The following is a 20,857-nucleotide window of genomic DNA, read 5'->3' on the forward strand; positions in this document are numbered from 1 at the left end:
CCATATGCTGCTGGTCCGGCATTGCGGGAGGAGGGCGAAGGCCCTCAGCAGGCCTGGGTCGCCCGGTGGAGGTGCAGGCGGCGAAGGCGGTCGTAAAGGCGGGCCACGGCCACCCCTGACGAGGAGGCCAGCCGCGGGAAGAAACGCCGGTAGAGGTACATGAGGCGGGAGGGAAAGCCGGGGATGACCAGGAAGCGCCCTTTCTCCACCCCTTTCAGGGTGCGTGCGGCTATCTTCTCCGGGCTGCTGCTGAAGAGCTCCAGGAGGCGGGAGACGAACCGCCACCCTCGGAACCGTATGGGGAGGTCTTTCACGGGATGCGCCCGGGACATGGGCGTGTTCACATAGCCGGGGCAGACCAGGGTCACCCCTATGCCCTGTGACTTGAGGTCGTAGTATAAGACCTCGCTCATGCCGGTGACCGCGAACTTGCTGGCGCAGTAAGCGGAGAGCCCCGGCATGGGCACCAGCCCGTCGATGGACCCGATGTTCACGATGTGACCGGCGCCCCTTTCGAGCAGGTCGGGGAGGAAGGTCTCGACCACGTTCACCGTGCCCATGAGGTTGACGCCGATGATGCGGTTCCACTCCTCGAGGTCGGTGGCGGAAGCGTGGGCCACAAGGGTGACGCCGGCGCAGTTTATCAGCATGTCGGGCACCAGGCCCTTTGCCCGCAACTGCTCCCGCAGGCCTTTCACGGCGGCTGACCCGGTGACATCCACCTCGAAGCCTTGGACCTGGAGGCCTTGCGCGCGCAGCTCGCGCAGCGCACCTTGCAGGGCGTCGGGATCCCTGTCCACCAGCAGCGGTACCGTTCCCCTGGCGGCAAGCGCGCGGGCGATGGCCAGCCCGATGCCGCTGGCCCCACCGGTTACCAGTGCCAGTTTCCCGTCCCACTCGTACTCGTTGCCCATGATGTCCTCTCCCTCTTGCTCGACGCCGAGATTCCGTCTTCCGCCGACGGCGCCATGCGAACCGCTTGGTTTTCCATCCGTAGCGAGCACGTGCGCGGGCGTGCTTTCCCTTCCGCCTGTAGGCCGTAGGGGCGTTCTCGCGGGGTTCGCCCTCGCTAGCGGACGGACCCCTAGCTCGCCATGCAAAGTATAATTGAAAATAGAAAAGTTTGCAAGATGCAAATATTATAAAAGGGGTCACATCTTCGATCTTCGGGTCGGTTACGCTTTTCGCCCGATTTACCCTATAACCCTATTCCTCCCGCCATCGCCCCGCAATGACGGGGGGGGGTTCAGCTTGTTGTTGTTTAACCCAGTTTAACCTGGTTCGGCGTCGCGGCCGAATACCGAAGATGTGACCCCATCAGGACCCCATCAGCGCCATCAGCGATTACTGGATCTTCACCACCGCGCGGCCCTTGGACTGCTTGGCGAGGAGAAGCTTTATCCTTTCCTCGACCTCCTCCAGGGTTATCTCGGAAGAGAGCTCCTCCAGGTTGTCGAGCTTCCAGTCGCCCGCCAGCTTTTCCCACACCTTGAGGCGCAGGTCCATGGGGCATTCCACCGAGTCCACCCCCAGCAGGCTCACGCCGCGCAGGATGAAGGGATAGACGTTGAGGTTCAGCTCGTGCCCGGCGGCGTTACCGCAGGTGGTCACCACCCCGCCGTAGGCGGCGGACTTCACCACCGTGGCCAGGACGTTGCCGCCCACGGTGTCCACGGCGCCCGGCCAGATCCCCTTCAGCAGGAGCTTCCCCGAGGTGTCGTCCACCTCGGAGGCGGGGATGACGCGCGCGGCGCCCAGCTCCAGGAGTTTCTTCTCGTAGTCCGCGAACTCCGCCTCGTCCAGGAGGCCGGCGGCCGCCACCACGTTGTAGCCCAGCTTGGCCAGGATGCGCATGGCGAGGCTCCCCACGCCGCCGGTGGCGCCGGTCACCAGCACCTCGCCCACCTCCGGCTTTACTCCCGCCTCGGTGAGCTTCCACACGGAGAGGGCGGCCGTGAAACCCGCCGTCCCGTAGATCATGGACTCCCGCAGCGTCAGGCCCTGCGGCAGCTTCACCACCCAGGAGGCGGGGACGCGTATGTACTCGGCAAGCCCGCCCGAGGTGTTCATGCCCAGGTCATATCCGGTGACCAGCACCTCGTCCCCCGGACCGAAGTCGGGACTGGCACTTTCTTCCACCACGCCCGCCGCGTCGATGCCCGGCGTGTGAGGGTAGTTCCTGGTGACCCCGCGGTTGCCGTTGGCGGACAGGGCGTCCTTGTAATTCACCGAACTGTAGTGGACCCGGATGAGGACGTCTCCCGCGGGCAGTTCGTCGATGTCCTTCTCCTCCAGGCTGCGCGTGAAAACCCCGTCCTCTCCCTCGCGCACCACCAGCGCCTTGAAAGACCTGCTTCCCATCTCAACCCTCCGTTCCGCGTCATATGGTATTATCTGGTATCGGGCCGTACCGCCACGCCTTGCTCCCGCGGCTCGCCGGTCGTGCCCTTCCGTCCGAAAGCCATAAACATTATCCATCAACGCCCCGCGGTGGTCAAAACCACCGGCATGCCCCGCATCCGGATGCTTGCGTGGCGGCCAGGGGTGGGTTCCTCCCCGGGGCGGGTTTCTCTTGAGACGGGGTTACCAGAACGACCGAAAAGACCCGAAAGACAGTGGCGCCCAGAAATACCGGGGATGTCATCCGGTATATGCGGGGAAGCCGTTCCGTGTTCCCGCGGGGAGTTTCCGCGGTCGGGCGCCAGGCGGGGATCGTCCGCTTCCCGGCGATGCCCGAGCAGGCGGCGCGGGAGATGCCGTCATCGCCTTGCCCGTCCTTGCGCTCCAACTATAAAGGGAGGTGGCTCGGGTGAAGGAAGATGCCGGAGATCACCTTCAGGGTTGAGAGCAGGAGATACCTCGCTTTCCATGGCGCCCCGCTCCTTTATTCCATGATGCGGAAAGGCCATGAAAATTGACATTGGCCCGTTTCCCCACATATGATAACCGCGTGGATGGCCATGCCTGAAGGGGAGGGAGGATGTCCTACACGGAGACGGAGGTGCTCATCGTCGGGGCGGGCATCCTGGGGGCGGCTACCGCTCGCGAGCTCTCAAAGTATCGCGTGGATGTCACCCTGGTGGAGAAGAACGTCGACGTGGGGTGGGGGATAACCAAGGCCAACGTGGGCGTGGTCAACCAGGGCAAGGATACGCTCGAGTTCCGGCCCGAATACCACCGCAGCCATCTCCTCTGGCGTTCGCTTTCCATGATGGAGTCCCTGTGCGCGGAGCTCGACGTCCCCTTCCGCAAGGTGGGGGGCTGGGAGATGTGCTGGGACATGGAGATGAAGGGGAAGCTGGACAAGCTGGCCCGGCGCACGGAGAGCCTGGGGCTGGGGAAGGACCGCTTCTACTGGTACCCCGAACTCAAGGAGATGGAGCCCAACGTCTCCCCGAGAATCCTGGGAGGCCTTCACGACCCGGACATCGCGGTGGTCAACCCCGTTTACCTCACCCAGGCACTGGTGGAGAACGCCTGCCGCAACGGGGTCCACCTCATGCTGGACACCGAGGTGCTGGACATCAGGCCCGGACACCACTACTTCGAGGTGACCACCACGCGCGGAGATTTCCGGGCTCGCTACGTCGTCAACGCCGCCGGCGAGAGGGTGGACAAGGTCGCCGCCATGGTCGACGCGGACGATTTCGTGCTCTTCCCCGTCAAGGGTTACGTGGGCGTGCTGGACCGCCGCTGCGAGGGGCTGGTGAACGGCCTGGTAAGCGTGCTCCCCGAGGAGCCGGGAGACATGAACATCGTGGTCCCCACCGTGGAGGGAAACCTGCTCTTCGGTATCCAGCTGCAGATCAACCGCCGGGGTGACCATTCCACCACGGAGAGGATGGCCCGCAGGGCGCTGGAGAACGCGCGGCGGCTGGTCCCAGACATCTCGGAAAGCGACGTGATCAACGCCTTCTGCGGTTTCCTCATGCTCCGCAACTACGAGATCGGCTGGCACGAGTGCGAGGTGGGGATGTCCCGCCGCGTCCCACGCTTCATAAACATGACCATCGGGTATCCCGGGGTGAGCGCGAGCCCCGGGGCGGCGGCGGAGGTGGTCGAGATCCTGCAAAAGGACGGCCTCAAGCTGGAGCCCAACCCCAAGTTCGACCCTCACCGCAGGGGAATACCGGATTTCAGCCGCCTCTCGGACAGGGAGCGCCGGGAGCTCATCCGCAGGGATCCCCGCTACGGGCACGTGGTATGCCGCTGCGAGACGGTCACCGAGGGGGAGATATTGGAGGCGATACGCAGGGGAGCCACCACCCTGGACGGGGTCAAGCACCGCGTGCGCGCGGGGATGGGCAGGTGCCAGGGCGGGTTCTGCGGCCCCCGGGTCACGCGCATCCTGGCGCGCGAGCTCGGCATCCCGGAAAGCGAGGTGACCAAGAAGGGCGGGGACTCCACCCACCTCTCCCTCCGGGTCAAGGAGATCCTCGAGAAGGGACGGGACGATGGCTGAGAAGATCGACGTCGCGGTCATCGGCGCCGGGCCCGCAGGGCTGGCGGCGGCCATCGCCGCCCGGGAGCAGGGGGCGGAAAAGGTGGTGATCATCGAGAGGTCGGAAAGGCTGGGGGGCCTGCTCCCCCAGTGCATCCACAACGGGTTCGGCCTTCTTTACTTCGGCGAGGACATGACGGGGCCCGAATACGAGAGGGTTTTCATCCGGCGGGCGGAGAAGGCGGGCGTGGAGGCCAGGCTGGAGACGATGGTGCTGGACATCACGGCCGGGCGGGAGATCACGGCCGCGAGCAGCCGCCACGGCTACACGAAGTTCAAGGCGGGCGCTGTGGTGCTGGCCATGGGATGCCGCGAGAAGGCCAGGGGAGCCCTGGGCATCCCCGGCGGCAGGCCTTCCGGCGTGATGACCGCCGGGACCTGCCAGCGCTACGTGAACATCGACGGTTATATCCCGGGCAGGAGGTTCGTCATCCTGGGCTCGGGCGACATAGGGATGATCATGGCCCGCCGCCTCACCCTGGAGGGCGCCCGGGTGGAGGCGGTGGTGGAGATCATGCCCTGGTCGGGCGGGCTCATCCGCAACGAGGTGCAGTGCCTGCACGACTTCGGGATACCGCTGCTCCTGGAGCACACGGTCACCTTCGTGCACGGCGAGAGCAGGATAAGCGGGGTCACCGTCGCCCGGGTGGACGCGGAGAGGCGGCCCGTGCGGGGCACGGAAAGGTTCATACCCTGCGATTGCCTGCTCCTCTCCGCGGGGCTTATCCCGGAGAACGAGCTTTCCCTGAAGGCCGGCGTGGAGCTCGACCCGGTCACCGGGGGCCCGGTGGTGGACGAGAACCGCCAGACCAGGGCTCCCGGCATCTTCGCCGGCGGGAACGTGGTGCAGGTGCACGACCTGGTGGACTGGGTGAGCTGGGAGGCCGAGGCCGCCGGACGCGCCGCCGCCCGTTTCGCAGATAAGGGAAAGCTGCCCTTCGCGGGGAAGATCAGGGTGAGCGCGGGGGAAAACGTGAAGTACGTGGTGCCGCAGTACATTTCCGGGAAGGAGGACGTGACCCTGCACCTGCGCGTTGCGCGGCCGGGCCGCAAGGCGTCGCTGAGGCTCGGCGGCAAAGCCTGGAAGCGTTTCCGCTCCGTGCGGCCCAGCGAGATGATCATAGAAGAGGTGCCGTATGGTAAAATATCCCAGTTAATCCGCGACGGGGAGCTGCGCGTGGACTGTGATATCGGGGAGGAGGCCTGAATGGCCGCGAGCGAGACGGTGATCTGCATCGGTTGCCCCCTCGGCTGCCGCGTGACCGTGGTCCTGGATAAGAAGGGAGGCGTCACGCGCATCAAGGGAGCGCAGTGCAGGCAGGGCGAGAGGTACGTGCTCAAGGAACTGAGGGAGCCGGTGCGCACCCTGACCACCACCGTGCGTACTGTGGACGAGGGCTTCCCGCTGCTTCCGGTGCGCACCTCGCGCCCCGTGCTCAAGACCCTCATGGCCGATATCATGCGCGAGACGGCGAGGCTGCGGGTGAAGCCCCCCGTGCGCTGCGGGAAGGTGATCGTCTCCGACGTGGCGGGCAGCGGCGCGGACCTGGTGGCCACGACGGACTGGAAGGGCTAGGTGGAGGCAAGGGTGGAAGCGCCGGGCGGGAACGAGCTGAACGAGATAGACGTGGTGACCCTGGAGCTGGCGCGCCGCGGCCTGCGGGCGGCGGAGAGGGTGGCGGGCAAGCTCATCGGTTGGCCATGCAGCATCGTGGTGGTGGACAGGGCGGGAGCCGTCATAGCCGGGCACCGCATGGAGGGAGCCCCACCCGCCACCTTCGACATAGCGGTGGAAAAAGCGTGGACCGCGGCCACCTTCCTGGCGCCCACCCTCATGCTGGGGCGCATGACGGACCCCCGCACCGCCCTCGCCCCCCTTGACCAGCTGCCGCTGGGGCATCACGGCATGGGGTTGCAGTTCAAGCACAAGGGGAGGCTGACCACCATCATGGGGGGCATACCCATCCGGGACAAGGAGATGAAGGTCATCGGCGGAGTGGGGACCAGCGGGACGCCTTCCGCCCAGGACGACAACACCGTCAGCCAGCGCTGCTGGTCCGCCATGTACGACGAGGAGGACCCCCCTCCCAGTGAACTGGAAAGATATTCCAGGGTGGTGGAGGCGGCCCTGGCGGCGGCGGAGAGGTCGGGGTTGCTGGTGAGTGTTTGCCTCACGGACCCCGAGGGCTGGCCGCGCGTCATCTACCGCATGGACGGGGCCCTCGTCCCCACCGCGGAGCTGGCCAGGGACAAGGCATGGACGGCGGCCGCCTTCCGCATGCCCAGCGCCGAGGCCGCTTCCTTCGGGAGGAAAGACGTGCCGGGGTGGGGCATCCCCACCTCGGGATGGAACGAGAGGTTCTGCCCCGTGCCGGGGGGCATGCCCATACTGGATGGCGACGGACGTGCGCTGGGCGCGGTAGGCGTCGCCGGCGGCACCCCGGCACAGGATGTGCGCATCGCGCGCGAGGCGGTCAGGACGGCCCTCTCCGCGTGGTGAACCCGCTGGCGTCATACGGCGTCAGCGCGAGAGCCCCCGCAAATATCATCCAGAGGAGCGGAGGGGCGAAGCGATCCCCTCCGCACTACATCGCCCCGGCCACGGAGTGACCCCTGGTTCCTCTACGCGGGAGACCTTTCCTGCTCCTGTGCCGCGAACCGCTTGCGCAGCTCCTCCTTCATGATTTTCCCCGTGAGGGTGCGGGTCACCTCTTCCACGAAGGAGATCTTCTTGGGTATCTTGTAGCGCGCCAGCTTCCCATCGCAGAAGGCCTCCATCTCCTCCATGGTGATGGGGTCGTTGGGGTCCTTCAGGAGGATTATGGCGTGGCCCACCTCGCCCCACTTCTCGTCCGGCATGCCGATGACGGCCACGTCCTGTATCTTCGGGTGCTCGCCAAGCACCTTCTCCACCTCGGCGGGGTAGATATTCTCGCCGCCGCTTATGATCATGTCCTTCTTGCGGTCCACCACGTAGATGTAGCCGTCCTCGTCCACCGTGGCCAGGTCCCCGTAGTGGAACCACCCGTCCTTCATGGCCTCCGCCGTCTCCTCGGGCATGTTCCAGTAGCCCAGCATGACGTAGGGGCCGCGCGTGCATATCTCGCCTATCTCCCCGGAGCCGGGGACCACCTCCGTCCCGTCCTCCTTGAGCACCTTCACCTCGGCGTGGGTCATGGGCAGCCCAGCGCTTCCCAGCTTCTCCATGCTGTGGCAGGCGAGGATGATGGAGGTCTCCGTGCACCCGAAGACCTGCACGATGTAGGGCGGGTTTATCTTGTCCCTTATCCTCTCCAGCAGCTCCCGGGAGGCCGGCGCGCCCCCGATGCCCACTCCCTTGAGGGAGCTCAGGTCATACTTGTCGAAGTCGGGCACGTCGAGCATCATCTGCAGCATGGTGGGAACAGCCCCGAAGTGGGTGACCCTGTATTCGTGGATGAGGCGCAGGGCGTCGTCGGGCGTGAAGAACTTGGGCACGATGGCCGTTCCGCCGTTGTAGAGGGTGGGCACGCAGATGATGTTCAGCCCCCCGGAGTGGAAGAGGGGTATGGAGACCAGGGACACGGCGTCCAGGTTGAACTGCAGCTCCAGGGAGTCGTTGAAGGTGTTCCAGAAGGTCTTGCGATGGGGGAGGACCGCTCCCTTGGGCCTTCCCGTGGTCCCCGAGGTGTACATGATGAGCTGGGGATCCTCCAGGTCCGGCGGGTCGGGTACCACGGGTTCCCCGTCTCCAAACCGGTTGATCCACTCCTCGTAGGGGAGGGCGAATTCGGGCACCGGCTCACCCACCGTGGCCAGGACCTCGATGGGCTTCTTGTACATCTGCAGCAGCTCGGCGATGACGGGATTGAACTCGAAGTGGAAGTACAGGGCCCTGGGTTCGGTGTCCTCGAAGATCTCGTTCAGCTCCCGCGCCGTGAGGCGGAAGTTCAGGGGGATGAAGATGAAGCCCGTCTTGGCGCAGGCGAAGTACACCTCCATGAACTCGATGCAGTTGAAGAAGAGCGCGGCCACGCGGTCCCCCTTCTTCAGCCCCGCCTCGAGCAGGCCGTTGGCCACGCGGTTGACGCGCTGGTTGAGCTCCTTATAGGTAAGGCTCTTCTCCCCACTGATGAGGGCCGTCTTGTTCTCCAAGACGAAGTGCGTCGCCGCCTTCAGGGGCCATTTTCCGACGTTCAATGGCATCGCTTTCACCTCCTGGGTTTCCGGAAACCACCCTTGCTCTCTTTTAAGGGGCCGACCAATGCGGAGTGGTGTGCTTGGTGCCGGAAACGTAGTGCTGCTGTGCCGGGAACGGACTGCAGCCGTGCAGCGTTGCATGGTGCCGTCAGTGGAACGCCATCCGCATCGACCGACCGATGGGTTAGATTATAATGTAAAGTTTACATTAAGTAAACATGCTTTTACATGGGAAAACGTTCAAGCATCCCCTTCCCGGAGACCGCGGGTGACGCAGCCTTCGCGAGACCACTCAAAACGGGCTCCCGGATGACCGATGTATGAAAAGCCGAGTACGGGAGCCCGTTGCCGGTTGCGTTTTCACGCAGCGGGGGAGCGAGGAGAGGAAGAAGGAGCCGTAACGGTGGACATACTATTCCTGTGCAAGACGTTGCCCCACGAAAAGGTCATCGGGGGCCCCATCCTGGTGTACAACCGCGTGCGCCTACTCTCACGCCGCCATCGCGTGTCCCTGCTCTGCTTCGTGTCCGAAGAGGAGCGTGCGTACGAGGACACCGTGGCGCGCTTCTGCCTCGATTACCGCGGCGTTCCCATGCCGGGCCCGCGCCCCGCCTGGCGCAAGGCGCGGGACTTCCTCTTCTCGCCAGTTCCCATATATTTCCTGAACGCCTATTCGCCGGACATGTACGCAGCGCTGCGCGAGATGGCGCAGCGGCATCGCTACGACGTGGTGGTCTCCGAGTATTCCGCCGTGGCGCAATACCTCTTCCGTAACCCGGACCTCGCGGGCGTGAAGCGGGTGATGTCCGTGCACGAATGTTACTACCTGGCGCGGCGCAAGGCCTGGCGGGTGCAGAGGTTCTCCCGCGAGGGGCTATCCGCCCTCTTCAACCTGAAGGGGCTGCGGAGGTTCGAGTTCGCCATGTACGCCGACGCCGACCTCGTGCTGACCCTGACCCCCGAGGGGAAGCAGGAACTGCTGGACATCCGCCCGGACCTCAGGATAGAGGTGGTCCCGCACGGCGTGGACGTGGAGCGTTTCTGCCCCTCCGGGGAATGCGAGCGCGAGCAGGCGGTCATGTTCCTCGGGAATTACCCCCACGACCCCAACCGTGACGCCGTGCTCTGGTTCCACGAGAGGATATGGCCGCTGGTGAAGGAGAAATTGCCGGGCGCACGTTTCTACGTGGTGGGGAAGGATCCCACGCCGGATCTCCTGGAGCTGGCGCGGCGCGACCCCTCGGTGGTGGTCACGGGCACGGTTGACGACGTGCGCCCTTACTTTGAGCGGAGCAAGGTCTTCGTGAACCCCGTGCGCATCGGGGGCGGATTCCGGGGCAAACTACTGGAGGCCATGTCCATGGGCCTGCCCATAGTGACCACGTCCCTGGGAGCGGAGGGCGTGGAGGCGAGGGAGGGCGCGGACATGTTCGTCACCGACACGCCGGAGGAGTTCGCCGCCGCCGTGGTGCGCCTGCTGTGCGACGACGGACTGTGCGAGATGCTGGGGGAGAGCGCCCGCCGCCTGGCGGAGGAGCGCTTCTCCTGGGAGAAGGGGGTGGAACGGTTGGAGCGGGTGCTGCTGGACCTGGTTGAAGGGGGCCGCCAGACAACGGGGGACCCTTTATCGTCGGAAACCATCGCCGTGACGGCCGGGATCGGCAAACGAAAGGTATCGGGATCCAGGAAAGGCTGCCGGTGACGGGCCTCTCTTCTCGAACCGCCAGCCATCGGACGACACGGGCAATGACGGCAGACCGGGCGAGTAGCAACGCGGTGAACCGGCGCACTTTCTTGACAGTCCAAGGCCCTCGCCGTTATCATGGCCCCATAATTATTTGATAAAGGTAAAGATTGAATAATGCAAGGATAATCGGTGAAAGGCCGGCGCCGTTGCCGCGCGCAGCATCCCGTGCCGGGTGCCACCAGGGGGGCGCCTGGAGATGGTGCGGTAGGGTGAGTGTTGATGTCGTCCACGGGCGGTAGATAGAGACCGGGTGTCCGCCGGGATGATGCGTATTCCCGGATGAGTGGCTCCTAAGGGAGCAGTGAGCGCGGAAGATGCGGAGGCGGCGCAGGGTTCGCCGGTGGAGCCACCCGCGGCGATGCGCGAGGACGGAGAAGGCGATGAAAGGGAGACAGGCGGTAACATGACGACGACAGGGAGATGCCCATGCTGAAGATCTTCACCTTTCTCGCTGCCCAGTCGGAGAAACGGCCCTGGCTGGTGGTGCTGGTGATCGCGCTGATCACCGCCTTCCTGCTGGCTGGCCTCCCGCGCCTGCAGACCGAGCTCAGCCAGGAGGCCATGATGCCCCAGGGCTACGAGTCCATACAAGCCCTTAACGATGTCAACGATATCTTCGGCGGCGTGTCCTACGAGACCGTGCTGGTGACCGCGGAGGACGTCACCGACCCCGAGATGGTGAGGGCGTTGTGGGGGATAAGTCCCGAGGCAATGGTGGAGGCGGGTTTCAAGGAAGGAGAGGTCTTGGGCGTCGAGACCTACCTCGATTTCCTGAAGTACCAGCTGCCGGAGATGTTGAAGGCGGCGGGAATGGAGATGCCCGTCGATCTTGCCTCCGTAGACGACGCCGTCATCGAGCAGTTCATGGCCTTCTACCTCGACCCGGACCCGGACTCCCCCCTCCTTGACATGATGGCGGGCTTCGCCGGCACAAGCCTCTCCCCCGAGATGAAGTCCCGGTTCGTCGAGGTCTTCAAAGCCAACAGCGAACACGTCAAGGACGCTTCGGTCAGGGGGGAGGACGGCGCCTACACCGCCACCCTGGTAAGATTCCAGGTCAACCCGGACCTCAGCGAGAAGGACCAGGTCAACCTGGGGAAACGCTTCAAGGATTACCTCCCCCGGCAGTTCGAGGGCGTCGAGGGAGCGCGTATCTATGTGTATGGCAACGCCTCCATGCAGATGGAGGCCGAGGAGTTCATGCAGAAGGAGACGAGGAAGCTGATGACCATCGCGCTCCTCTTCATCATGCTCATCCTCTACCTCACCTTCCGGCGCGTCTCCGACATCGGGCTCCCCCTCCTGATCATCCTCGTCGCCATCTTCTGGCTAGTCGGGCTCATGGGATGGGTGGGCATCACCTACAGCACCATGAGCGTGGCCATCATGCCCCTCATGATGGGCATAAACATCGCCTACGTGATCCACATCCTCAGCCGCTATTACGAGGAGAGGGAGGAGGGCCTGGACGTGGACCTCTCCGCCACCACCTCCATCAAGACGGTGGGGATAGCGGTGTTCCTCACCGCCATCACCACCGTGTTCGGCTTCTCCTCATTCATGATCACCGACATACCGCCCATGCGGGACTTCGGCCTGCTGTGCATGCTGGGCATCGCCTTCAGCTTTTTCCTCTCCCTCACCCTGCTCCCGGCCATCGTGGTCATCAGGGACCGCCGCAAGGGGGAGGAGAAGCTGGACGCGCACCTGGAGAAGATGCGCTCGCGGCGCCGCGATGCCCGTTACGGCATGTTCATCGACCGCATGCTGGTGAGGATGGCCATGGTGGCGGAGCGCCATCACTGGGCGGTGGCGGTGACGACCCTGGCCCTGCTGGCCGTCGCGCTCTTCTCACTCTTCAACGTGGAGACGGGGGCGGACATGAGGAAGATGATGCCCAGGGACATGCCCAGCATGGCGGCGCACGACGAGATAACGGAGATCTTCGGGCCCCAGCAGAGCGACATCATCCTGGTGGAGGCTCCCGCAGGAAGTAATATCTACCAACCGGAGAACCTCGCCGCCCTGCTGGAAATGGAGGATGCCATCGTCCGGGACGCTCGCAATGATCCCGGGAACAAAAACTTCTTCAGCCGCGAGGGCGTCAGCTCCATCGCCGACTACATCCTCGCGGAGACGCCTGACAGCAGGCTTCCCGAGACGTTGCAGGGCGTGGAGGAGATCGTCGCCAGGCTCAAGCAGCGCATGCCCCTGGGCTCGCTGGTGAAGGAGGAGGGTGCGGAAAGCGCGGGGGTGGCCACCACCGCCATGGTGATGCTGAAATCCGGTTTCTCGGAGAAAGAGGACGAGTTCATCGTGAAGCGGGATATCATGCGGGAGCACGCCGCGGTCGCGAGCGCGCAGACGGGCCTGCGCCTGCGCGCCACGGGCATCACCGTGCTCATCGCCGACCTGCTGGACAACATCGTCCCCACCCAGATCAAGACCTCGGGCCTGGCCCTGCTTCTCTGCATGCTCGTGCTCATAGCGGTCTTCAGGTCCTTGGCCTACGGTATCGTCACCCTGGTGGTGGTGGTGTGCGGGGTCATAGCGGAGCTGATCTTCCTGTACGTCATCGGCTGGCCCCTGGACATCATGACGGTGATGGTGGCTTCGCTGGTCATAGGGGCGGGCATCGACTTCGGCATCCACGTCACCCACCGTTTCCGCGAGGAGCTGCACGCGAGCCGGCTCTCCCTGGAGGATGCCGTCAGGGAGACGGTGAAGAACGTGGGCCGGGCGCTGGTCGCCGCCGCCCTCACCACCGCGGGCGTCTTCGCTATCCTCGGCTTCTCTAACATGGGGATCCTGCAGAGGTTCGGCTGGACCACCACCGTGGGGCTCACGGGAGCCCTCTTCGGGGCCATCCTGGTGCTCCCCAGCATGCTGGCCATCGTCGCCAAGCGGCGCAGGGACTGATCCCGGACAGGGCTGTGCGTTATTGCCGCATCCCCGCGTGGCCCCTTGCGTGTCCCTGCTGACGCTCCTGGAGCAGGCCTCATCGCAGGTCCTCGCGGAGGACCTCCAGCACGTAGGCCAGGAACTCCGGCCCGTAGCCCTGCTCGGCGTGGCCGAAGGGGCGGAAGGTCTTCAGGCGGCAGTGGTCACCGGCGGCCTTTTGCAGCTCGTAGGCCTGTTCCACCTCGAAGACGTAGTCGTCCTCTCCGTGGATGATGGTCAGGGGCTGGGGAGCGACCAGGTGCGCCACCTGGGCCGGCGTTTCCTGTTTTTTCCATGAAGCGTCCACCTTGACCCCGTAGCGAGCGCCCGCGATCGCCCTGCCCACGGGGTTGCCCATGAGGGCGCGGATGAGCCTGGCGCCCGGCGCCCGGCAGGTGCGCAGGTCCGCGGGCGCGCTCACCACGATGGCGGAATCCAGCCCCCGGTAGAGGGCGGCGTACCTGATGACCACCACCCCGCCCATGGAGAAACCCAGCGCCGCCAGGGCTTCGTTGCCGTCCTCGCGGGCCATCTCCACCACCGCCTTGAGGTCCAGCACCTCCCGGTATCCGAAGGTGGAGCGTCCCGGGGAGAGGCCGTGGCCACGGAAGTCGAAGGTGTACACGGTATATTCAAGGGACAGGTCCTGGGCCAAGGCCACGAAGTCGCGGATGTTCTTGTTCCCCCCGAAGCCGTGGCAGAGCACCACGCCTCGCCCGGGAGGTCGGCCCAGGCGCAGGGTGTCCAGGTAGGCACCGTCCTCGCTCTGCACCACACGCCGCAGGGTGGGCACGGTGTAGGCGGCGAACATCACACCCCGGGGCAGGTCCCGGTTCACCTCGGTATCCATACCCTTGTCCATACCCATATTATATGAGGTCTACAGGAGATCGACCCGCGGGATAGCGCGGCATTACCATGCACCACGACACATTCATTTTTTTCCTTTCGCGCCCGATATTCTTTAACGGACCAAGGCCAGGGGAATTTCCGCGTCTGTCGGCGGGAAGACTTTCCGGGCGGCGCCCGGACGGCAGGCGGCGAGGGCAAGGAGCAAGAGCATTGAGCGGTAAGGCGGAGGACGAGGTCCGGGACAGCGAGATGCCGCGACCGGGCCTGTTGGCCAGGCTGCACGGGGAATGGATAGAGGTCCTGGCCGCCATACTACTGGCGCTGGCAACGGTGACCTCGGCCTGGAGCGCTTACCAGGCCGCCCGCTGGAGAAGCCAGGAGTCCATGGCTTTCAGCCAGGCCAACGCCGCAAGGGTGCACGCGGCCGAGGCGGATGATCTCGCGGACACGGAGATGGATATCGACGTCGAGATGTTTCTCGATTACCTGAAGGCCTTGCGGGCGGGGGAGGCGGAGACGGTCCGACTCTACGAGGAACACCTCTTCCGCGAGGAGTTGAAACGCGCCGTCCAGGCCTGGAAAGCCACCGATCCCCTGAACAACCCGGATGCGCCCACGAACCCCTTCATGATGCCGGAATACGGGAACGCGAACCGCGAGGAGGCACGCAGGCTGGAGGGTGAGGCACGGGCCAGGACAGAGGAGGCACAGGAGGCTATCCGTAATTCCGATTTCTACGTCCTGCTCACGGTGCTTTTCGCCGCCGTGCTCTTCTTCGCCGGCATCTGCACCAAGCTGAAGGCCGAGGGCTTGAGAATCACCGTTTTGTTCATGGGAATCGCCCTTTTCCTGGGCACTCTTATCGTCATGTGCCTCCAACCCGTACAGTGACCGCTCAGATTTCGGGATGGTGGCCGGACCCCTGCGCGTGAACGGTTTGCCCCGGCGTGGCGCCGGCCGTGCCACGGTATCGTGCCGTTTTAGTGGATGCCGTATCGCTTCGGTAGGCGGTTTTAGGGATTGCTCTTGTAGGGAGGGCGCACGGTATGAAAGAATATCCCTGGTCCGCCCGCCGGGCGGCTCAAGGAGGCGATAAACGTATGCTGGTCGATCTGCACGTCCACACGATATCCTCGCCATGCTCCCACATAGACCCCAGGGGGCTCATCGTGGTCGCCAGGAAGATAGGGCTGGACGCGGTGTGCGTCACCGAGCACGAGGAGATGGAAGGGGCCGAGGAGGCCTGGCGGCTGGGTAGGGAGATGGGCTTTCCCGTGCTGCGGGGGGTGGAGGTGTACACCGAGTTCGGGGACATGCTGGTTTTCGGCCTCTTCCGCTCCCGCTTCCCCTGGCAGACGCCCTTCGAGGAACTCTGGCGCATGGTCAGGGAGGCGGGAGGGATAATCATCCCCGCGCATCCCTGTCGCAGCGACCGCGGTTTTCACGAGAGGATGGGACGGGAGAAGGCGGAATACCTCCTGCGCAGCATCGACGCCCTGGAGGTCAAGAACGGCGGGAACACAGAGGAGGCCAACCTGCTCGCCGGGGAGATCGCCTCCCGCTACGGCCTGCCCGGCGTGGGAGGGAGCGACGCGCATTTCCCCATGCAGGTGGGACGATGCCTCACCGTCTTCGAGCGCGATATCGAGGACGAGGAAGACCTGGTGCGCGAGATAAGGGCGGGGAGGTGTCGCGCCGCATACGCCGGCGAGGTGGAGGAAGTGAACCTCTCCCGCGCGTGGAGGTAGCCGTGATCGTCGACCTGCACATCCATACCAACCTGGGCTCCCTCTGTTCCCAACTCGCTCCCGACGAGCTGCTTGAGCGCGTGCGCGAGCTGGGCATCGACGCCATATGCGTCACCGACCACCATTCCCACCGCGGCGCGGACAAGATGATAGCCTATGCCGCAGGTAGCGGATATCCCGTCTTCCGTGGCGTGGAGATCTATACCAACTTCGGGGACATGCTGGTCTTCGGCATGAAGCGGGAAACCAGGTACCACCTTACCACTTTCTGGGAACTGGTGGAGATGGCGGAGGCCGATGGGGCGGTGATCATCCCCGCCCATCCCTGCCGGGGGTGGGACCCCAAGCACGGCCACCGCCACGAATTCCCGCGTGAGATAGCGCGGCACGTCGTAGCCCTGGAGACGCATAACGGCGCAAACAAGGAACGCAGCAACCGGCAGGCCCAGGAACTCGCCGCGCAATGGGGTGTGCCCGGTACGGGCGGCAGCGATGCCCATGCCGTATGGCAGGTGGGCAAGTGCGTGACCGTCTTCGAGCGCTGGATAACGAGCGAGGAAGACCTCCTGCGGGAATTGCGGGAGGGCAGGTTCTACGGGGCATATCTCGAGGAGCTGCGGCGCGAAGCCGGATAAGGGTGGGATGGATGACGGGGGGCATCCTGCGGGCCGGCGGTCGGCCGGCGGGCGCACACGGGGAGCTGCGGCGCGAAGAGGAAAGAAGAGAGGCCGACCGGATGAATGGAAAGCGGGCCGTTTCCGGAGGGCCCCGGAAAACGCGTCAGGCTTTCCTCAACCCCGACTTCCGTATGGCCGCGACGACGTTTTCCGCCCCGCAGGCGTTCATGAAGTGCACGCCCCCCAGGCCCGGCAGTTCCCGCAGGGCGCGCGCCGCATCGGCGGCCATGGACGCGCCCTCGGCCGCCGGGCGGGCAGACGACGCGAGCCTTTCCAGGACCGATTCCGGGATGCGCACGCCCGGCAGGCTGTCCGCGAGCTTGCGCGCCGTGCGCGGGTTTCCCAGGACAAGGACTCCCGCCAGCAGGGGACGGCCGCCGAGAAGGTGACGCGCCTCCTCCCACCACGATGCGAAGGCGGCGACGTCGCAGACGGGCTGCGTGACCAAGAAATCCGCACCGGCTTCCAGTTTTTTCCTTAGCCTTTCCATCTCGTCCGGACCTGCCTGGGGGTCGACGGCGGCGCCGATGAGGAAGGGGGCGTTTCCCCGCAGGGGGCTCCCGTCCACCAGGCGGCCCTCGTCTCGCATGTCGCGGGCCATGGCGATACACGCGATGCTGTCCAGGCAGCGCACGTCCTCGGCCTGCGGGCACGACCCCAACGCGGCAGGGTCTCCCCCCAGGATGAGGAGGTTTACTATGCCCAGGGCAGCCGCGCCCAGAAGCTCGCCCTGCAGGGCAAGGCGGTTGGAGCGGATGCATACCACCTGCAAGACCGGCTCCACTCCCAGCGCGTGGCGGAGGTGAATGCAGGCGGCCAGGCTGCTCATGCGGGGGCGCGCGCCGGGCGCCTCGGTGACGAAGAGGGCGTCCGTCCAGTCCAGCAGCAACGCGGCTTCACTGTCAAAAGGTTCCAGGTCACTTCCCCGCGGGGGATGCAGGTCGCAGGTGACGGCGAAGCGGCCTTCGCGCAGCGCGCTAGCCAGTCGCGAGGATGAGGGGGAGGGGAACCCGTCCACGTCGGCGTTTCACTTGACCCTGGTGATGCGGAAACGGCAGCGCTCATCCCCGCGGGGGAGGGCTTCCAGGACCTCGATCCTGAAGTCCGCCCCCAGGTGGGAGACCAGCCCCTTGAACTCGTGCTGCGAGCAGCTCTCCTCGCAGTTTATCCCTATGTGCTTGAAGTACCAGTCGTACCAGGGATCCCTTCGGATGGTAAGGTACCCGACGTCGCCGTCCAGCTCCGCGTAGATCTGTTTCAGCTTGGGGAGGTAGGCCAGGGACTCGTTGTTGAGCAGGAGGAGCAGCTTCAATGCGTCCTCCACCGTGGGCTGCAGGCGGTAGACCCTGACCAGGCGCTTGCCGGCGCTCCATCCCACCCCGTGCATGGCCGCGTTGACCAGTTCCTGCAGCTGCTGCTTGCTCAGGTGGGAACCCGCGTACTCGGCGATGTCGTTGAAGACGCCCATGAGCGCGGCGTAGAGGGTGCGGTACTTGTCGTCCACGGACATGGCGGGGCAGACGAGCATCTCCATGCGATCACCTCCTGGAGTCCAATTTTAACACGCTTCAGCCCCAGGGGACCCGGTGATGTGGACGCGGAGGTCGTGCGAAGGTGAAAGCAGGCGTTATACGGGCCGCGGAGGACGTTTCCTAGAGGAACTTGTTTCAGTACCGGGTGATGTGCTGTTCGCAGAGGCCGAAGAGGTCCTTCACCTCCACCTCCTCGCCGGCTCCGCCCAGCCTTCCGCGGAAGAGGCCGAAGGGCTGGTGGAAGTCGGAGAGCAGGGGGCCGACGTGGATCCTCTGCGCCCTTTCCCCCTGGGGAGAGAAGGAGACGTCGACCGCCCCGTCCGTGGTCTTCACGAACCACGGCCCGAGGATGTCCGCCTCGCTGTAGCCGAAACGTGCCGCGCCCGTGAGATGGATCTTCCCGTCGATCCAGAAGCAGTTCTCGCTGTAGGTCTCGTCGTCCGCGATGTTGTTCTGGCAGAGATTCGCGGCGATGAGCCTGCCGTCTTCCGCGTAACCCGCGAAGGTCATCCACCTCCAGAAGCTGCGGTAGGGATAGAAGGCCTTCTGCTCGTCGAGCAGGCACACGTCGCGGCCGGGGTCGAGCTCGATGACCTCGTCGCCAACGGTGATCGCTCCCTCCACCGGGCAGGCGGCCTTGTGCGTGTAGAGCGGGCGGTTGGCGGAGAAGGGGCTCACCACCACCAGTGGCTGGAAGCGGCCGAGGTCCTCGAGCATGCGGAACTCGCCCCGTATTGACGGCAGGCCGCGTCCGGGGGCGGCGTCCATGCGCACGCGGTGGTAGCCCTCCTCGAGGTTGTTCTCCACGTGCAGGGAATAGCCACGCGCTGTGAAGGAGCATTCCCCCCTCCAGGTGGTCTCCGCCAGCCTGGCCCTGCCCCCCGGAGCCTGCCGGGCGTGTTCGGCCATGCGTCCGCTGGCGCGGTCGAAGTGGTAGATGAAGGAGACGGCCATGAACTTGGCGTCGAAGATGACCATGCCCAGGTAATGGTCCGGGTGTATGACCCCGAAGTGCTGCCATTCCTTGAGCCGGAAGCGCACCAGGGAGCGGGGCAAGTGAAGGCGGGCGCCGAATATTTCCGCCTCCGCCAGCCCCAGCTCGCGGAAGGGTTCCTCGAAAGCGCCGAAGTCGACCACGCGGCCGTCCACCACAAGGCGCCGAGGGGTCTTCTTTATGGTCCTCATGATAAACCCTCCTCGCATTGCCCGCGAGTGCACTTGCCTGTCGTGCTCACCATCATGTGGTTACTTCTTCCTCCACAAGTCGTCCTTCGCCCTTTCCTCCGCCTCTTCCGTCGTGCGACCCACGCCCTTGCCCCATTTACCATCCCTCTTGTTCTTGACCCATACCTTCTTACCCCCGGCGGGGCCGGGCCCTTCGTACTTCTCGAAGATCCCTTTTCCGCTGTCATACCTCTTGGCCATATGCTGCAGCTCCTCTTGCCTGTTCCACGCACCCCTTCCTATATTGCGTTATCATCTCGGCGGGCGCAATCCTCCCTTTGCGGAGGCCTCTTTCCCTTGTGCGTTTCCATCCCCTGCCCGTTGTGGATAGAATAAGGGGGGCGAAGACAAAGAGGGAAAACCGGGAAAAGGTTCCTCGCGCGATAAGGAGGGAAGGGATGATCACCGCTTTTCAGCACGTGGGCATGGGAGTGCGCGACACCGGAAGCACCTACAGGTTTTACCGCGACCTCATGGGTTTCCGCGTCAAGCTGAGCGACCAGACCAGCTACCTGGAGGAGATGGCCCCCATCGTCGGGGCCCTGGTGGAGATGCGGGCCCTCATGGCCATGAACGCCAACGGGGGAGGGGCCATCGAGCTTATCGAGCACACCTCCACCCGTCCCATGGAGCCGTCGCAGCCGGTGGAGTGGGGGGATATCGGTTACCTGGAGCTGGGACTCAAGGCCTTTCAGCTGGAGGCGCTCTACCTGGATCTGAAGAACAGGGGGGTGGAGTTCCTCACCCCTGTACGCAGCATGGAGCTCAGCACGGGAGGGCAGCAGCGTTATGCCTACCTGCGTGACCCCGAGGGCCTCCTCGTACAGTTGGTGGAGGAGCCGGGGGGGAAGAAGCCGGCCGTCGGGGGCGTGCGGCATGTGGCCATCGGGGTGAGGGACATGGAACGGTCGCGCCGCTTCTATCGGGAGGTGCTGGGCTTCGAGAGGACCATCCACGAGTTCAAGGGCCGCATCCCGGAGATGGACGAGGTGACCGGCGGCAAGGAGATGGAGATGGTCATCCTGCAGCACGTGCCGGAAGGCGAGAGCGCGCTGCCCCTGCTGGAGACCGCCATAATCAAGCTGGTGCAGACCCCGGGATACCAGGGGAGGTATATCTACGAGGGGAGAAGGTGGGGCGACGTAGGCCTCATGGAGATGGCATTCGACGTGAGCGACCTCTCGCAGACCGTGAACGGTTTGCTTGCCAGGGGGGCCGAGCTCTACCATCCTCCCACGCGCGTGGACATGGGATCCGGGACAAGGGGCTCCTTCGCCTACATAAAGGACCCGGATGGGAATGTCGTGGAGATGGTGGAGGTGGAGAAGGTGCTGCATGCCTCCCCGCGTCTCATGAAATACGCCATGGTGTGGCTCATAAAGGCAGGCGTCAAGCTGCGCATCTTCTGAAACGTATCCTTGGGCCGCATCCTGGGGTCGGACCGCTGATATGTCCGG

General features: G+C 64.8%; 18 protein-coding genes. 10 read left to right on the plus strand and 8 right to left on the minus strand.

Going from position 1 to position 20,857, the window contains the following annotated elements; all coding sequences use genetic code 11:
- Nucleotides 1-44 precede the first annotated feature (44 nt).
- Complete coding sequence (locus tag H5T73_07520) at nucleotides 45-914, minus strand: SDR family NAD(P)-dependent oxidoreductase (protein ID MBC7247611.1); 870 nt, start codon at nucleotides 912-914, stop codon at nucleotides 45-47.
- 430 nt (nucleotides 915-1,344) lie between these two features.
- Complete coding sequence (locus tag H5T73_07525; protein MBC7247612.1) at nucleotides 1,345-2,361, minus strand: YhdH/YhfP family quinone oxidoreductase; 1,017 nt, start codon at nucleotides 2,359-2,361, stop codon at nucleotides 1,345-1,347.
- Nucleotides 2,362-2,980: 619 nt separating this feature from the next.
- Here H5T73_07525 and H5T73_07530 point away from each other — a divergent pair.
- Genes H5T73_07530 through H5T73_07545 form a run of 4 tightly spaced genes read left to right on the plus strand, consistent with a single transcriptional unit; the run spans nucleotide 2,981 to nucleotide 7,001 of the window.
- Nucleotides 2,981-4,462 carry an FAD-dependent oxidoreductase gene (locus tag H5T73_07530; GenBank protein MBC7247613.1) on the plus strand — a complete coding sequence of 494 codons (1,482 nt, stop codon included), beginning with the start codon at nucleotides 2,981-2,983 and terminating at the stop codon, nucleotides 4,460-4,462.
- On the plus strand, nucleotides 4,455-5,708 hold the full coding sequence (locus tag H5T73_07535) for an FAD-dependent oxidoreductase (protein ID MBC7247614.1): 1,254 nt from the start codon (nucleotides 4,455-4,457) through the stop codon (nucleotides 5,706-5,708). Before H5T73_07530 ends, H5T73_07535 begins: the two co-directional genes overlap by 8 nt.
- A complete protein-coding gene (locus H5T73_07540; GenBank protein MBC7247615.1) occupies nucleotides 5,709-6,077 on the plus strand; it encodes a DUF1667 domain-containing protein in 369 nt (122 codons plus the stop codon).
- A 12-nt stretch (nucleotides 6,078-6,089) separates the two neighbouring features.
- A complete protein-coding gene (locus H5T73_07545) occupies nucleotides 6,090-7,001 on the plus strand; it encodes a heme-binding protein (GenBank protein MBC7247616.1) in 912 nt (303 codons plus the stop codon).
- Nucleotides 7,002-7,123: 122 nt separating this feature from the next.
- On the opposite strand, the gene H5T73_07550 is transcribed toward H5T73_07545, so the two are convergent.
- The gene (locus H5T73_07550; GenBank protein MBC7247617.1) at nucleotides 7,124-8,686 is read right to left on the minus strand and encodes a long-chain fatty acid--CoA ligase; all 1,563 of its coding nucleotides are present in this window, start codon (nucleotides 8,684-8,686) and stop codon (nucleotides 7,124-7,126) included.
- A gap of 397 nt (nucleotides 8,687-9,083) precedes the next feature.
- Between H5T73_07550 and H5T73_07555 the strand changes: the two genes are divergently transcribed.
- Complete coding sequence (locus H5T73_07555; GenBank protein MBC7247618.1) at nucleotides 9,084-10,382, plus strand: glycosyltransferase; 1,299 nt, start codon at nucleotides 9,084-9,086, stop codon at nucleotides 10,380-10,382.
- Nucleotides 10,383-10,847: 465 nt separating this feature from the next.
- Nucleotides 10,848-13,346, plus strand: a complete 2,499-nt coding sequence (locus H5T73_07560) for an MMPL family transporter (protein ID MBC7247619.1) — start codon at nucleotides 10,848-10,850, stop codon at nucleotides 13,344-13,346.
- Between the two features lie 79 nt (nucleotides 13,347-13,425).
- Here H5T73_07560 and H5T73_07565 read toward each other — a convergent pair whose 3' ends face one another.
- Nucleotides 13,426-14,235, minus strand: coding sequence for an alpha/beta fold hydrolase (locus H5T73_07565; protein MBC7247620.1), 810 nt, complete (start codon nucleotides 14,233-14,235; stop codon nucleotides 13,426-13,428).
- A 194-nt stretch (nucleotides 14,236-14,429) separates the two neighbouring features.
- Between H5T73_07565 and H5T73_07570 the strand changes: the two genes are divergently transcribed.
- From H5T73_07570 to H5T73_07580, 3 genes are all read left to right on the plus strand, one after another.
- Nucleotides 14,430-15,110, plus strand: coding sequence for a hypothetical protein (locus H5T73_07570; GenBank protein MBC7247621.1), 681 nt, complete (start codon nucleotides 14,430-14,432; stop codon nucleotides 15,108-15,110).
- A gap of 209 nt (nucleotides 15,111-15,319) precedes the next feature.
- Nucleotides 15,320-15,967 (plus strand): PHP domain-containing protein, encoded by a 648-nt coding sequence (locus H5T73_07575; protein MBC7247622.1) that lies wholly within the window; start codon nucleotides 15,320-15,322, stop codon nucleotides 15,965-15,967.
- The gene (locus H5T73_07580; protein ID MBC7247623.1) at nucleotides 15,958-16,602 is read left to right on the plus strand and encodes a PHP domain-containing protein; all 645 of its coding nucleotides are present in this window, start codon (nucleotides 15,958-15,960) and stop codon (nucleotides 16,600-16,602) included. Before H5T73_07575 ends, H5T73_07580 begins: the two co-directional genes overlap by 10 nt.
- A gap of 145 nt (nucleotides 16,603-16,747) precedes the next feature.
- Here H5T73_07580 and H5T73_07585 read toward each other — a convergent pair whose 3' ends face one another.
- The 4 genes from H5T73_07585 to H5T73_07600 all read right to left on the minus strand — a co-directional run bounded on the left by H5T73_07585 (nucleotide 16,748) and on the right by H5T73_07600 (nucleotide 19,601).
- On the minus strand, nucleotides 16,748-17,662 hold the full coding sequence (locus H5T73_07585; protein MBC7247624.1) for a methylenetetrahydrofolate reductase: 915 nt from the start codon (nucleotides 17,660-17,662) through the stop codon (nucleotides 16,748-16,750).
- A gap of 9 nt (nucleotides 17,663-17,671) precedes the next feature.
- A complete protein-coding gene (locus H5T73_07590; protein MBC7247625.1) occupies nucleotides 17,672-18,178 on the minus strand; it encodes a hypothetical protein in 507 nt (168 codons plus the stop codon).
- Nucleotides 18,179-18,311: 133 nt separating this feature from the next.
- The gene (locus H5T73_07595) at nucleotides 18,312-19,361 is read right to left on the minus strand and encodes a DUF2804 domain-containing protein (protein ID MBC7247626.1); all 1,050 of its coding nucleotides are present in this window, start codon (nucleotides 19,359-19,361) and stop codon (nucleotides 18,312-18,314) included.
- 60 nt (nucleotides 19,362-19,421) lie between these two features.
- A complete protein-coding gene (locus H5T73_07600; protein ID MBC7247627.1) occupies nucleotides 19,422-19,601 on the minus strand; it encodes a hypothetical protein in 180 nt (59 codons plus the stop codon).
- A 197-nt stretch (nucleotides 19,602-19,798) separates the two neighbouring features.
- Between H5T73_07600 and H5T73_07605 the strand changes: the two genes are divergently transcribed.
- Nucleotides 19,799-20,809 carry a VOC family protein gene (locus H5T73_07605; GenBank protein ID MBC7247628.1) on the plus strand — a complete coding sequence of 337 codons (1,011 nt, stop codon included), beginning with the start codon at nucleotides 19,799-19,801 and terminating at the stop codon, nucleotides 20,807-20,809.
- Nucleotides 20,810-20,857: the final 48 nt, after the last annotated feature.

The organism is Actinomycetota bacterium (assembly GCA_014360655.1).
Classification (GTDB): Bacteria; Actinomycetota; Geothermincolia; order Geothermincolales; family RBG-13-55-18; genus JACIXC01.